At 68.3% G+C, this 14,283-nt stretch carries 12 protein-coding genes; 1 reads left to right on the plus strand and 11 read right to left on the minus strand.

Going from position 1 to position 14,283, the window contains the following annotated elements:
* The first annotated feature begins 607 nt into the window (after positions 1-607).
* Positions 608-1,984 (plus strand): MFS transporter, encoded by a 1,377-nt coding sequence (locus DIE15_RS01170; RefSeq protein WP_409364289.1) that lies wholly within the window; start codon positions 608-610, stop codon positions 1,982-1,984.
* Between the two features lie 376 nt (positions 1,985-2,360).
* Here the strand turns inward: DIE15_RS01170 and infA are convergent, their stop codons facing one another.
* The 11 genes from infA to DIE15_RS01230 form a co-directional block, all read right to left on the minus strand.
* Positions 2,361-2,624, minus strand: a complete 264-nt coding sequence (infA, locus tag DIE15_RS01175; RefSeq protein WP_011355053.1) for a translation initiation factor IF-1 — start codon at positions 2,622-2,624, stop codon at positions 2,361-2,363.
* A gap of 472 nt (positions 2,625-3,096) precedes the next feature.
* A complete protein-coding gene (locus DIE15_RS01185; protein WP_006751843.1) occupies positions 3,097-3,300 on the minus strand; it encodes a cold-shock protein in 204 nt (67 codons plus the stop codon).
* Between the two features lie 281 nt (positions 3,301-3,581).
* Positions 3,582-4,661, minus strand: coding sequence for a Rieske 2Fe-2S domain-containing protein (locus DIE15_RS01190; protein WP_057925078.1), 1,080 nt, complete (start codon positions 4,659-4,661; stop codon positions 3,582-3,584).
* Between the two features lie 70 nt (positions 4,662-4,731).
* Positions 4,732-7,203, minus strand: coding sequence for an RND family transporter (locus tag DIE15_RS01195; RefSeq protein WP_124832092.1), 2,472 nt, complete (start codon positions 7,201-7,203; stop codon positions 4,732-4,734).
* Positions 7,204-7,296: 93 nt separating this feature from the next.
* Positions 7,297-8,256: a sialidase gene (locus tag DIE15_RS01200; protein WP_124832094.1), complete on the minus strand. Its 960-nt coding sequence runs from the start codon at positions 8,254-8,256 to the stop codon at positions 7,297-7,299.
* 187 nt (positions 8,257-8,443) lie between these two features.
* Complete coding sequence (locus tag DIE15_RS01205) at positions 8,444-9,649, minus strand: acetyl-CoA C-acyltransferase (protein WP_124832096.1); 1,206 nt, start codon at positions 9,647-9,649, stop codon at positions 8,444-8,446.
* An 18-nt stretch (positions 9,650-9,667) separates the two neighbouring features.
* Entirely contained in the window at positions 9,668-10,153 is a 486-nt protein-coding gene (locus tag DIE15_RS01210; RefSeq protein ID WP_057925074.1) for a MaoC family dehydratase, read from the minus strand.
* Positions 10,153-10,953 carry an SDR family oxidoreductase gene (locus tag DIE15_RS01215; RefSeq protein WP_057925073.1) on the minus strand — a complete coding sequence of 267 codons (801 nt, stop codon included), beginning with the start codon at positions 10,951-10,953 and terminating at the stop codon, positions 10,153-10,155. The genes DIE15_RS01210 and DIE15_RS01215 overlap by 1 nt, the downstream gene beginning before the upstream one ends.
* Positions 10,950-12,152, minus strand: coding sequence for an acyl-CoA dehydrogenase family protein (locus DIE15_RS01220; RefSeq protein WP_124832098.1), 1,203 nt, complete (start codon positions 12,150-12,152; stop codon positions 10,950-10,952). The genes DIE15_RS01215 and DIE15_RS01220 overlap by 4 nt, the downstream gene beginning before the upstream one ends.
* On the minus strand, positions 12,149-13,396 hold the full coding sequence (locus DIE15_RS01225; RefSeq protein ID WP_124832100.1) for an acyl-CoA dehydrogenase family protein: 1,248 nt from the start codon (positions 13,394-13,396) through the stop codon (positions 12,149-12,151). Before DIE15_RS01225 ends, DIE15_RS01220 begins: the two co-directional genes overlap by 4 nt.
* Positions 13,397-13,399: 3 nt before the next feature.
* The gene (locus DIE15_RS01230; RefSeq protein ID WP_124832102.1) at positions 13,400-14,278 is read right to left on the minus strand and encodes an SDR family oxidoreductase; all 879 of its coding nucleotides are present in this window, start codon (positions 14,276-14,278) and stop codon (positions 13,400-13,402) included.
* Between the last annotated feature and the right edge of the window lie 5 nt (positions 14,279-14,283).

The raw sequence follows: 14,283 nt of genomic DNA on the forward strand, positions 1-14,283 counted from the left end.
AACCCGGGGATTCGAAAAATAAATTGATCCAAAAGCCAATCTTCTGTTTCACCAGAAATGGCAAAAATTCACTAAAAATCAAAACGAATCTTATTGGCGACGAATTCTATTTTTCCCGAGCGCGACGCGTCAACACCAATTCAGATGATTTCCATCCTTATTTTGAGATTAATTAATTAGTTTTCAATTCGAAACAAATTAAATATTAGTACCCGTACTAAATTTCAATCCGGATGAGGGAAATGCCCCACCGCACTTAAAAAGCACGGCACTACTCGGTTTTGACCATGGAAATTCCGCATTGCAACAACGACCTCGCTGTGCCGCAAGCGGAACAGCGCGATATCCGTCGATCTGATGGCCGACGCAGGCGCGAGGGAAAGTGACCGGCGTTCGCGACGGCCGCACGCACCGGGCAAGATGTTGACCGGGAATTCAACCTGGCCGCAGCAAAGCTGCCATTAGTGGAGCCCTCGTCGCAGCAAAACCCAGCGGAATGGATGGAGATTCGATGCGGGTACCGTGCGATTCGATTCACCGGCTACTGACAGGCCGTTGTCAGCAGGTCCGGAGTAGGTTGATCCATTTGACGCATCCGGAACGCCCCATCGTGCCCGCCCCCGGTTTCCTCATCATTTTCAAACGTCGCAGCGCGACCCTTCTGACCCTCTGCCTCGCCGTGCTCGTGGCGCAGGTCGACACGGCCGTCGTCAATCTCGCGACGCGTGCGATCGGCGACTATTTCCACGCGGGCGTCGGCGCATTGCAATGGGTCGTCGACAGCTACAACCTCACTTACGCGGTGCTGCTGCTGACCGGCGGCCTGCTCGCCGACCTGCTCGGCCGGCGCCGCATCTTCATGGCCGGCACAGCCCTCTTCACCGTCGCGTCGCTGCTGTGCGCGCTCGCGCCGTCGGTGGCGGTGCTGATCGGCGCACGCGCGCTGGCCGGCGTCGGCGCGGCGCTGATGCTGCCCGCGTCGCTCGCGATCGTGCGCGTCGTGTGGCGCGACCCGGTCGAGCGCGGCCGCGCGCTCGGCATCTGGGCCGCATGCAACGGCGTGGCCATGGCGATCGGCCCGACGCTCGGCGGCGTGTTGATCCGGCACTTCGGCTGGCGCAGCATCTTCTTCGTGGTCGTGCCGTTGAGCATCGCCGCGATGCTGCTCTCGATCCCCGCCGTGCCGGAATCGTCCGATCCGCGCGGCAGGCACTTCGACGGCGGAGCACAACTCACGGGCGCCCTCTCGCTCGGCGCGCTCGCGTATGCGGCGATCGTGTTCCGCGATTCGCCGGCCTCATGCGCGATCGCCGGATGCCTGGCGATCGTGTCGTTGGTCGCCTTCATCGTGATCGAGCGGCGCCACGGTGCGGCCGCACTGGTGCCGCTCGACATCTTCCGGATCGGCGCGTTTCGCGGCGCGATCGCCGCGACCACCGGGATGACGTTCGGGATGTACGGCGTGCTGTTCCTGCTGCCGCTGACGTGGCAGAGCATCGGCCGGCTCGATTCGACCGGCGCGGGCCTCGCGCTACTGCCGATGGCGCTCGTGTTCGTCGTCGTGTCGCCCTGCTCGGGGCCGCTGTCGGAGCGCGTCGGCACGCGCGCGACGACGGCCGGCGGGGTCGCGGTGATCGCGAGCGGGCTCGCCGTGATCGGCGCGTCGGCCGGTTCGCCGGATCTGATCGGCGCCGAAATCGGGCTTGCGTTGACCGGGCTCGGCATGGGCATCGCGACCGGCCCGTTGATGACCGTCGCCGTCGGCGCGGTCGAAGCCGCACGTTCGGGCACCGCAAGCGCGCTCGTCAACGTCGCGCGGATGACCGGTGCGACGCTCGGGATCGCGATGCTCGGTACGCTGTTCGCCGCCGCACACGGCGGCACGGCCGGCTTGCGCGCGGCGATGTTCGCCGGCGCGGTGGTTCAGTTGACGGGCGCGGCCGCGTCGGCGCTCAGCGTGCGGCGCGCGCGACAGGCAGCGTGACACGTCGCGCTGTACGGCCGCGACTGCGCACCGCCCGTCACGGTCGTTGGTGCGCTGAATGCGACTGAAGACATTGAAAAGCGCCGGGTGCGGTGGCAACCGATTCCAGCGGCGGGAGGGTGCGCGACGACCCGGAAGTCAGCAGGAATGTCCGCCGTATTTCGCGACGCTCATCGAGGATTTCCTGCGGGACGCGACCGCTTGAGCGTCGTACACGCAGCGCGGTCGGAGGAGAAAACGTTGGCCGCCGCGGCACTGCACCGCCGCCGGCGACCGACGAACGGCGCGAACCGCGCCGTCCATCCGGTGTGCCCAGCCGCATGAGACGGCCGGACCGGGTCGATCGGAGCAGCGTTGCGCGCCCGACCGTTACTGCTTAGCGACGCGGTTGCCCGGTGCGCGGCGGACGCGGCGAGTTCGCGTCCTTGTGGCGGAAGTTGATGCGCCCCTTCGTCAGGTCGTACACCGACAGTTCCAGCGTCACGCGGTCGCCCGCGAGAATGCGGATGTGGTTCTTGCGCATGCGGCCCGACGCGTACGCGCCGACCACGACGCCGTTTTCCAGCGTGACGCGGTATTTGCTGTCCGGCAGCACTTCGTCGACGATTCCGTCCAGTTCCAGCAGTTCTTCTTTTGCCAAACCAATTCCTCCAGACAAGGTGAATGACCGCGGCCGCGGCGAACTCATCGGCGCCGTGCCCCGCAACGGGACGGCGGCCGGCGGGATGCCGGGATATCCATTCGTTCAGACCGTTCAGACGGGCGACGGGCCCGTCTTGCAATCGGAGCCCGGCACATTGCGGCGGTCGGGCGGTCGGTGGCGGCGGTGCGATCAGCACCGCGCAAAGTCGGGACCGCGCCGCATGTGGCATGGCGACGGTCTACTCGGGTGCAGCATGAGCCGCTGGCGATGCGGCGAGCGCTTCGCGAGGGCGTTGGATCGCACGTCGTACGGACCTGCGATGAGTGAGGGAAGCACACGACCGATGCATCGTGAATCCCGCGATGCATCGGTCGTGTGCGTCGGAACGCGCAGGACGCCGGCTCGGGCCGGCATCCGCGCGAAATCCGTCCGGCAGCGGCCGCCACTCGGCGGCCGTTGCCGACGCGGCTTACTGCGGCGTGATGTTCGACGCTTGCAGACCCTTCGGGCCACGCTTCACTTCGTAGCTGACCTTCTGGCCTTCGGCCAGGGTCTTGAAGCCCGTGCCGCGAATTTCCGAGAAATGGGCGAACAGATCGTCGCCGCCGTTGTCCGGGGAGATGAAACCAAAGCCCTTGGTTTCGTTGAACCACTTGACGGTACCGGTATCCACAAATACTTCCTTAATACGAATAATTGAACATGCGCCCTGACGGACACAGAAAGAATCAAAAGAGGGAGAGACCAACGACTGCCACACAGCGTGCGGCCAATGATGAGCAATCGAACTTCTTGAAGACTTCGGTCTCGGACACTACGCGGTGCAGGCCGATCCGTCAAGCTCTTTCGGTGCGGCGCACGCGCGCGGCAGCGCGCGCGCCTTGCCTGGCGGGCGTGGGCGGCGATCGGGAGGCGCAACGATGCGCCCCTTTTTTCGCCGCGCTTCGCCGTTGGTTACTGCGGTTCGAACACGTGATGCAGCGGCGGCGGCGTCTCGCCGTCGCGGATCTTCATCTCGAACGCCTTGCGCGCGACGCTCGACGGCCGCACGTCGGCCGCGTCCAGATAGAACTGGGAATACCAGTCGCGCATCTGGTACAGCGGCCCGTCGCCTTCGCACAGCAGCGGGTTGTCGATGCGCGTCTTGCTGTGCCAGATATCGACGTCCTCGTAGAACGCACGCTGCGCTTCCTTCACGTACGCGTTCGCGATCTCCATGTTCTGCTCGTCGCCGAGGCCGGCCACCTTCTTCACGATCACGCCGTAGCGCAGCTCGAAGCTGTTCATGTCGATCGGCACGTGGCAGTTCAGCAGCACCGAATGGATCGGCTGCCCGTTGCTCTGCCCCGTCATCTGCGTGATGTGCACGGCCGGCCCGAAATACGTCGACAGCGCAGTCAGGCTGTCGCCGCCGAGCTTCGCGCTGCGGCCCACCATCAGCTGCGTCGCCTTGTGGTCCTCGAACAGGTTCGCGAAATAGTCGATCGGCGCGTGGTGCACGGTCGCGAAGTGCGCGACATCCGAGATGTTGTCGACCAGTTCGCGGCAGTTCGCGTGGATCACCATCTTGTCGACGACCCAGTCCGACCATTCGTCGGAAAAGCACACGTCGAGGCGCGGAATCGCGACTTCCGGCGGCGGTGCATTGCCTTCCGGATCGTTCCACACGAACAGCAGGTTGTTCTCCTCGCAGGTCGACCACGCGCCAATGCGCGCCTTCGGCGGGATCCGCTTGCAATACGGGATCGACGCGCACTGCCCTTCGCCGCTCCATGCCCAACCGTGGAACGGGCAGACGAGGTTGTCGCCTTCGACCGTGCCGAGGCTCAGGTCGGCGCCCATGTGCGGGCAATACGCGTCGACGACGTTGATCCTGCCGGTCGAGTCGGCGAACGCGGCGAGCTTGCGGCCGAAGACGTTCAGCGTGTGCGGCTTGCCGTCCTTGTAGTCGCGGGCGAGCCCGAGGCAGTGCCAGCCGCGCGCATAGCGCTGCGCGAGCGGCTGGGCTTCGATCTTGTAGGGGCGTGCGGACATGCGGGTTGACTCCTTTTTGGGGGACGCGCGGCGGCCCGCCGCGCACCGGGGTAATCGGGGATTGCGTCGCTCAGCGCACCGGATTGCCGGGTTCGAGCGTGCGCGTCGGCTTGAGCGCCGGTGCCGGCGTGGCCTGCGGCGACGAGGGTTGCGGCTCGCGCGACACGCGGCGCTCGGCGCGCTCGACGCCAAGCCATGCGGCCAGCGCGGGCAGCAGGAACACCGCGCCGAACAGGTTCACGAGGAACATGAACGCGAGCAGCACGCCCATGTCGACCTGGAACTTCAGCGCGGAGAACGCCCACGTGCCGACGCCGATGAACATCGTGACGGCCGTGAACAGCGCCGCCGTGCCGCGCTGGCGCATCGCATCGGCGAACGCGTCCGGCAGCGTCGCGCCGTGGCGGATGTCGTGCTGCAGGCGTTCGTACAGGTAGATCCCGTAGTCGACGCCCACGCCCACGCCGAGCGTGATCACCGGCAGCGTCGCGACCTTCAGCCCGATGCCGAGCCGCGCCATCACCGCATTGCACAGGATCGACACGAGCGTGAGCGGCACGATGATGCACAGCACCGCGCGCCACGAGCGGAACGTGACCGCGCAGAGCAGCGCGATCGCACCGAAGATCGACAGCAGCATCGCGATCTCCGCGTCGCCGACCGCCTCGTTGGTCGCCGCCATCACGCCGACGTTGCCGCCGGCCAGCCGGAACGCGACGTTCGGCGTCGGGTTCTCGGCCGCGTAGCGCTTGATCTCGTCGACGATGTGCGCGATGGTCGTGCCTTCGTGGTTCTGCGTGTAGATCAGCACCTGGATCGCCTTGCAGTTCGCGGTGTTCATCCCGTTGTCGGGGTCGAACGCGTTGGAACCCTGCGTGAGCCCGTCGCTGGAGCGCGGTAGCGCGGCCCAGCGCGGGTTGCCTTCGTTGAACGCGGCGATGAACACCTTGCCCTGCGACGCGACGCTCGTCACCGACTGCACGCCGGCCACGCCGCGCATGGTCATCTCGAACTTCTCGATTGCGCTCATCACCGGGTAATGCAGGCAGGCGTCGTCGAAACCGGTGGTCTCGACGATCACCGACAGCACGTCGACGCCGATGTTGTACTGGTGCGTGATCGCCGCGTTGTCGATGTTGTAGCGCGAGTTCGCGCGCAGCTCCGGCGCGCCGGTGCCGATGTCGCCGATCTCCAGCCTGCGCGATTCGAGCGTGCCGTACGCGAGCAGCGCGAGCGCCACCGCGAACACGCCGAGCGCCGGCGCCGGCCGCGCGAACAGCGCGAAGCGCGACCATCTCCCGCTGCCGCCGGCCGCCGCCGCGCGCTGTGCACGCGCGAGCGTGCCGCGTTCGAGGCGCGTGTACGACAGCAGGATCGGCAGGAACACCTTGTTGGTGACGATCATCAGCAGCACGCCGAGGCACGCGGTGATGCCGAGCTCGCGCACGATGTCGATCCTGATTCGCATGATCACCATGAAGCCGAGCGCGTTGGTCAGCAGCGCGACCGTGCCCGGCACGAACAGCTTGCGGAACGCGTCGCGCGCGGCGTCGACCGACGACGCGCCGCGCACCAGCGCCTGCTTCCACGCATTGGTCATCTGCACCGCGTGCGACACGCCGATCGAGAAGATCAAGAACGGCACGAGGATCGACATCGGGTCGATGCCGAGCCCGAGCAGCGGCAGCGCGCCGAGCAGCCAGACGACCGGCAGCAGCGCGACGACCAGTGCCAGCACGGTGGTCTTCAGCGAGCGCGTATAGGCGAACAGCAGCGCGGCCGTCACGAGGAACGCGAGCGCGAAGAACGCCATCACGCCGGCGATCCCGGCTTCGACGTCGCCCACCAGCTTCGCGAAGCCGATGATGTTCACGTCGATGCCCTGCTTCGCGTAGCGCGCGCGGATTTCCTCGAGCTGGCGCGCGACCGCGCTGTAGTCGAGCCGCTTGCCGGTGGCCGGATCGGTCTCGCGCAGTTCCGCGCGGATCAGCGCCGACTTCAGGTCGTTGCCGACGAGGCGTCCGATCTGCCCGGAACGCGCGACGTTGCGGCGCACCTTCGCGAGATCGTCCGGGTTCGCGCTCGAGAACTGGCCCGGCACGACCACGTCGCCGCGAAAGCCGGCCTCGGTCACCTCGGTGTAGTGGACGTTCGGCGTGAACAGCGAGAACACGCGCGAGCGGTTCACGCCGGGGATGAAGAACACGTCGTCGGTCGCATGGCGCAGCGCGTCCATGAACGTCCGGTTGTAGATGTCGCCGTCGCCCTTCCAGCGCAGGCTGACGAGGATCGTGTTCGCGCCGGGGAACGCGCCCGCGTAGCGCTCGAACACCTGCATGTACGGGTGCTGCATCGGGATCATCTTGTTGAAGCCCGGATCGAGCTTCAGGCGCGTCGCGGACAAGCCGAGCGAGAGCGTCACCGCGACGCACAGCAGCATCAACAGCCGGCGCTGCCGGATGATCGTGTCGGCGCAGCGCTCGACGAACGCGGCGAGGCGCGACGCGGAAACGGTTTCAGTGGGACGTGACAGGTCGTTCATGGCTTTCTCGTGTCGGAACGGACGATGCGGACGATGCGGGTTGGCGCAGCGAGGCGAACGGATGCGGGCGGCGGCACTCACCGCCATCGCGCGTCAGGACGGCGACGCGGCAAGCGGCGCGACGCCGGCTTCGCCGCCGAGCAGCAGTGCGCCGCGCCCCATGTCGAGCACGGCCGCGAGGCTCTGCACGCCGCCGAGCTTGCGCACGTCGAAGGTCAGGCCGCCGTCGTGCGACGCAACGATCGCGCCGCCCTGGCCGACCAGCACGAGTTCGCCGCCGGCAAGCTGGGTCGCGCCGAAGTACGACACCGGCACGTGGCTGTCGACGTGGGTCCAGGTCGCGCCGCGGTCGGTGCTGCGCAGCACGTTGCCGCGCATCCCGTACGCGACCCAGTCGCCGTTCGCGAGCATCAGCGCGCCGAACAGCGAGCCTGCGTACGGCGACGGCAGCTTGTCCCAGGTCGCGCCGTTGTCGGTCGAGCGCAGCAGCGTGCCGCTCTCGCCCGCGATCAGCAGCGTGCCGTGGCCGTCGCCGACGATCGCGTTCAGGTGGCGGTCGCCCGCCGGCGTCTTCAGCGGCTGCCACGTGAGCCCCGCATCGTCCGAGCGCAGCAGCTGGCCGAAACTGCCGGCCGCGAACAGCGGGCCGTTCGCGCTCCCCCACACGGACAGCAGCGGATCGGAATGCGTGTGGTCCATGTGGACCTCGCGCCAATGCACGCCCGCATCGTCGCTGCGCACGATCCGCCCGTCGTGGCCGACCGCGATCCCGAGCGTCGGCGTGATGAAGCTGACCTGCGTGAGCGTCGAGCCCGGGTCGGGCATGACGGACGCCGGACGCCACTGGCGGCCCGCATCGTCGCTGAGCAGAATCACGCCGCGTTCGCCGACCGCGACGATGCGCGTGCCGGCCTTCGCCAGCCCGTTGATCTGCAGACGATCCGCGTGGATCGCAGTGATCGGGAACGCCGGCAGCGGGCGCGGCGAAAACGCGAACAGCGCGGCGCCGAGCACGAGCGCCGACATCGCGAGTCCTGGCAGGGTTTGTTTCATCGCTTGTCTCCATCGCCTTTTTCGATCCGAGCCGGCGCTTCAGCGCTTGCTCGGGTCCCACGCTTTGCGTTGTCGCGGCCGACTCCAGGCGCCGGCCACGGTCCCAGGCCGGCGGTCGGTGCCGCGGCCTCGAGGGTCCTGAATCGCTACCTCGCCCGGCGGCGCAGCCACGCCGCCGAGCCGGCCGCTACGTGCCGACCTCGAACAGCGCGGCGGCACCCATCCCGCCGCCGATGCACATCGTCACGACCGCATGCCGCACGCCGCGGCGCGCGCCTTCGAGCAGCGCGTGCATCGTCATTCGCGTGCCCGACATCCCGAACGGATGGCCGAGCGCGATCGCGCCGCCGTCGACGTTCAGCCGCTCGTCCGGAATGCCGAGCGTGTCGCGGCAGTACAGCGCCTGGCACGCGAATGCCTCGTTCAACTCCCACAGCCCGACGTCGGCCACCGTCATCCCGAAGCGCGCCAGCAGCTTCGGAATCGCGAACACCGGGCCGATGCCCATCTCGTCCGGCTCGCAGCCCGCCACCGCGAGGCCGCGGAACGTGCCGAGCGGCGCGAGCCCACGGCGCGCGGCCTCGGCGCGCGACATCACGACCACGGCCGCCGCGCCGTCCGACAGCTGCGATGCGTTGCCGGCCGTCACGAACTCGCCCTGCTCGACGGCCTTTCCGCCGCTCCACGACGGCTTGAGCCCCGCGAGCCGCTCGGCCGTCGTGTCGGCACGCACGCCTTCGTCGCGTGCCGCGTGGACGTCCTCGTAGCCGGCCGGGTTGCCTTCCTTGTCGAACAGCGCGCGCCGCACGTCGAGCGGCGCGATTTCCGCGTCGAAGCGGCCGGCCGCCTGCGCGTCGGCCGTGCGCTGGTGGCTCTGCAGCGCGAATTCGTCCTGAGCGGCGCGCGAGATCCGGTAACGGCGCGACACGATCTCGGCCGTTTCCATCATCGCGATGTACGCAGCCGGCTGGTGGTCGAGCACGGCCTGCGAACGCGCGCGATACGCGTTCTTGTGCTTGTTCTGCGTGAGCGAGATCGATTCGACGCCGCCCGCGACGACGATCCGCGCATCGCCCGCGCCGATGCTGCGCGCGGCACTCGCGATCGACATCAGGCCCGACGAGCACATGCGGTCGATCGACATGCCGGGCACCGATGCCGGCAGCCCGGCCGCCGCGGCCGACAGGCGGCCGATGTTGTAGCCCTGCGTGCCCTGCTGAGCGGCGCAGCCGATCAGCACGTCATCGACGTCGGCCGGCGCGACGCCCGCGCGTTCGAGCGCGGCGCGCACGACGTGGCCGCCCAGCGCGGGCGCTTCCGTATCGTTGAACATGCCGCGAAACGCCTTGCCGATCGGCGTGCGTGCGACGGAAACGATGACTGCGTCTTCCATGTGTCTGGCTCTCTGGAACTAGAAGTAGTAACGGCTGATCGTGTCGGCAACGCAGCCGGGCTTCGCTTCGCCTTCGATCTCGACGGTCACGCGGATCCACGCCTGCACGCCGCCGTCGAGCGGCGCGACGCGCAGCAGTTCGCCGACGCCGCGCACACGTGCGCCGACCTTCACCGGCGCGGGGAAACGGATCCTGTCGCAGCCGTAGTTGACGCCGAGCCGCGCGCCGTCGATGCGTACGATCTGCGGCAGGAAATGGTTGACGAGCGACAGCGTCAGGTAGCCGTGCGCGATGCACGCGCCGAACGGGCCGCTCTTCGCGCGCACCGGATCGACGTGCACCCACTGGTGATCGCCCGTCGCGTCGGCGAAGCCGTCGATGCGGAGTTGGTCGATCGCGAGCCATGCGCTCGCGCCGAGCGTGTCGCCGACGGCCGCTGCCAGTTCGCCGGGATGCGCGAACACGCGGGGCGTCGCGCGCACGGGGTCGAGGGTCGTGTCCATCATGCGTGCTGGCTGCTGACCGACAGCACTTCGCCCGTCATGTACGACGCGTAATCGCTTGCAAGAAACACCATCACGTTCGCAACCTCCCAGACTTCGGCGGCGCGCCCGAAGGCTTCGCGCGACGCCAGTTGATTCAGCAGGTCGGCCGGGGCCGACTTCTTCAGAAAATCGTGCATCGCGATGCTCGGCGCGACCGCGTTGATGCGCACCCCGTACGGCGACGCCTCGAGCGCCGCGCAGCGCGTGAGCGCCATCACGCCCGCTTTCGCCGCCGCGTAGTGCGCCTGTTCCGCCTGCGCGCGCCAGCCGAGCACGGATGCGTTGTTGACGATCGCGCCGCGGCCGCGGGCCTGCATGTGCGGCAGCATCGCGCGCGTCATCCGGAACGTCCCGGTAAGGCTAATGTCGATCACTCGCGACCATTCGGCATCGTCCATTTCGACGATGCGTTTCGCGCCGCCGAGCCCGGCGTTGTTGATCAGTACGTCGACGCCGTCGAGCTTGTCCTGCGCGTCGGCGACGAGCGCCTGCACGTCGTCCTCGACCGCGACGTTGCACAGGCGGCCGTACACCTGCTGCAGCCCCGTTTCGGCACGCAGCGTGTCGACCGCCTGTTCGAGGCGCTTCTCGTGGATGTCGGAAATGAACAGCGCGCGACAGCCTTCCTCCGCGCAGCGGCGCGCGGCCGCGAAGCCGATGCCGGCGCCGGCGGCCGCCGTGATCAGCACCGATTTGCCGGCGAGCAGCTGGTGACCCGGCACGTAGGCCGGCGCTTTCTGGATGGTGGGTTCGGTCATGCGTTACCTCGCGCTTCTCGTGGCATGCCGAGCCCGCGCTCGGCCATGATGTTCAACTGGATTTCGTTGGTACCGGCGTAGATCGTGTCCGCACGGGAGAACAGGAAGACGCGCTGCAGATGGGCGAGCTTTTCGTCGGCCGGATCGATCACATTCGCGCGCGGCCCGAGCGCATCCATCGCGAGCTGGCCGAGGTCGCGGTGCCAGTTCGACCAGTAGTACTTGTAGATCAGTGCGTCGCGGCGCAGCGGCGCGGCGGTACCGCCGTTCGCGTCGTCCGCGCCCGACAGCATCCGCAGCGCGTTGTAGCGCATGACGCGCAGCCCGGCCCACGCGCGGCCGATCCGCTGGCGCAGCACCGGGTCGCGATCGGCGCCCGATTCGCGCGCGGCGTCGATCACCCATTCGAGTTCACGGACGAACTGCATCTGCTGGCCGAGCGTCGACATTCCGCGCTCGAAGCCGAGCAGCGTCATCGCGATCCGCCAGCCGTCGCCCGGCGCGCCGACGAGGTCGCGGGCTTCCGCACGTGCACCGTCGAAAAACACTTCGTTGAATTCCGCGCCGCCGTTGAGCTGTTTGATCGGCCGGATCTCGATGCCCGGCTGGTCGAGCGGCATCAGCAGGAACGACAGCCCCTTGTTGCCCTTCGACGCGGGATCGGTGCGCGCCAGCACGAAGATCCAGTCGGAATCATGCGCGAGCGACGTCCACACCTTCTGGCCATACACGCGCCACGTGCCGTCCGCGTCCTGCTCGGCGCGCGTGCGCACGTTCGCGAGATCGGATCCCGCGCCCGGCTCCGAATAGCCCTGGCACCAGAACTGCGTGCCGGCGAGAATCACTGGCAGAAAACGGGCGCGCTGGTCGTCGGTGCCGCACGCGACGAGCGTCGGCCCCAGCAGCCCTTCTCCGATGTGGCCCATCCGCCCCGGGCCGCCGGCGCGCGCATATTCCTCGTGGAAGATCACCTGCTCGGCAACCGAGAAGCCGCGCCCACCCGCATCCGTCGGCCAGCCGAGCCCGGTCCAACCGCCCTTCGCCAGTTCCCGCTCCCACGCCTTGCGCAACTCGGGAAACGCTTCCTCGTCGCCGGGGCCACCGCGATATTTCAGGCACGCGAAATCGCCGGTCAGGTGCGATTGCACCCAGTCGGCCACTTCGTGCCGCAATTGCTGTTCGCGCGTTTTGCTGTTCATTGGAGGGCTCCCGTGCGCGCGGCGGACGGACGCGTGGCGATCGAAACCGACGGCGACGCCGACGCGAGCACCGCGTCGTGTTGCGACGTGCCGCCGTCGATCGCATGGCACGCGATCCATTCGAGCAGTTGCGGCGTCGTGCCGAACTGCGCGCCCGATGCCTGCGCGCGCTTGAAATAGAGATGCGGGTCGTACTCCCAAGCGAAGCCGACACCGCCGTGCAACTGGATCGCTTCCTGTGCGCAAAACGCGGCCGCGTCGTTCGCGGCGGCCTTCGCAGCGGCGATATCGGCCTGCAGCGCAGCGCCGGGAGCGCCGCTGGCGGCTTCCGCGTCCCACGCGTGCGCGGCGCCGAGCACGGCCGAACGTGCGGATTCGATCAGCACCATCATCTGTGCGCAGCGATGCTTGACCGCCTGGAACGACGCGATCGCGCGACCGAACTGCACGCGCTGGCCGGTGTAGTCGAGCGTCAGGTCGAGGCAGTGCTGTGCGCCGCCGAGTTGTTCGGCGGCCAACGCGAGCGCGGCGAACCAGGCAGCGCGATCGAGCAACTGGGCGGCAGCGGCGCCGCTGGCGAACAACGCGTCGCGGCTCACGCGGGTTTCGTCGAACGCGACCCGCGCGATCGGCCGCGTCGCGTCGAGCGTGTCGAGCGGCGTGACGTTCAGGCCGGCTGCGCTCGCGACGTCGATCGCGAACAGCCCGATCGCCTGCCCTTCGTTCGCGATCCGTGCCGGAATCAGCAGCAGGTCGGCGCGCGCGCCGTCGATCACCTGTTCGATCGCGCCCGACAGCGCGTAGCCGCCCGCCGCTTCTTCCGCGACGACCGGCAACTGCCCGGTGCCGGCCGGCAGCTCGAACGGCAATGCCAGCGTCGCGCTGCACGCGCCTTCGGCAATCTTCGCGAGCCAGCCGGTCGCAAGCGGCGTGTCGGCGCAGACCGCCAGCGCGGTCGCCGCGAGACACGCGGTCGAAAAATACGGCACGCATGCGATGCGCCGGCCGAGCTGCTCCATCAGCAGCATCTGTTCGAGCGTGCCGAGCCCCATCCCGCCCGCGGCTTCCGGCAGCGACAGCGCATTCCAGCCGAGCTCGCCGGCCAGTGCGCCCCACAGCGCATCGTCGCGGCCGGCGGCGTGCTCGATTGCGCGGCGCACGTCGGCGGACGCACTGCGTTCGGCGAGCACGTCGGCCGCCGCGTCGCGAATCATCGCCTGTTCGTCGGTGAGCGCCAGATCCATGACTCAGCTCCCGTACACGCGCTGCGCGGGACGCGCATCGGCAAGCAGCCGCGCGACCGCCGGGCCGACCTCGGCCGGCACCCAGCGCGCGCCGCGATCGACGCTCGGCCCCGTACGCCAGCCTTCGGCGACGGCGATCATCCCGCCCGCGACCTCGAACACCTGGCCCGTCACGTCGGACGACAGCGCGCTGCCGAGCCACACGACGAGCGGCGCGACGTTGGCCGGATCGAAATAGTCGAAGCCGCCATCCTCGGGCTTCTTCATCATGTCGGCGAACACGCCTTCCGTCATCGACGTGCGCGCGGCCGGCGCGAGCGCGTTCACGCGCACGCCGTAGCGCTGCAGCTCGACCGACTGCATCAGCGTGAGCGCGGCGATGCCGGCCTTCGCCGCGCCGTAGTTCGACTGACCGATCGACCCTTGCAGCCCGGCGCCGGAGCTCGTGTTGACGATGCGCGCGTCGACCGGCGTGCCGGCCTTCGCCGCGTCGCGCCACACGCGCGCCAGCACGCTCGACAGGCAGAAGTGGCCGCGCAAGTGCACGCGCATCACGTCGTCCCAGTCGGTTTCGGTCATGCTGGTGAACATCTTGTCGCGGCAGATGCCCGCGTTGTTGACCAACACGTGCACGTCGCCGAATGCGTCGCGCGCGGCATCGACGATCCGCTGCGCCGTTTCGACGCGCGTGATGTCGTCGGCATTCGCGAGCGCGCGCCCGCCGCGTTGTGTGATCTCGTCGACGACGGCCTGCGCGGCCTCGTGCCGGATGTCGTTGACGACGACCGCCGCGCCTTCGGCCGCGAACGCCAGCGCGTATTCACGCCCGAGCCCGCCGCCCGCGCCGGTGATGATGACGGTGCGTCCGTTACAGATTCCCATGCTTG

It is taken from the genome of Burkholderia sp. Bp9031 (genome assembly GCF_003857965.1).
In the GTDB taxonomy this organism is placed as follows: domain Bacteria; phylum Pseudomonadota; class Gammaproteobacteria; order Burkholderiales; family Burkholderiaceae; genus Burkholderia; species Burkholderia ambifaria_A.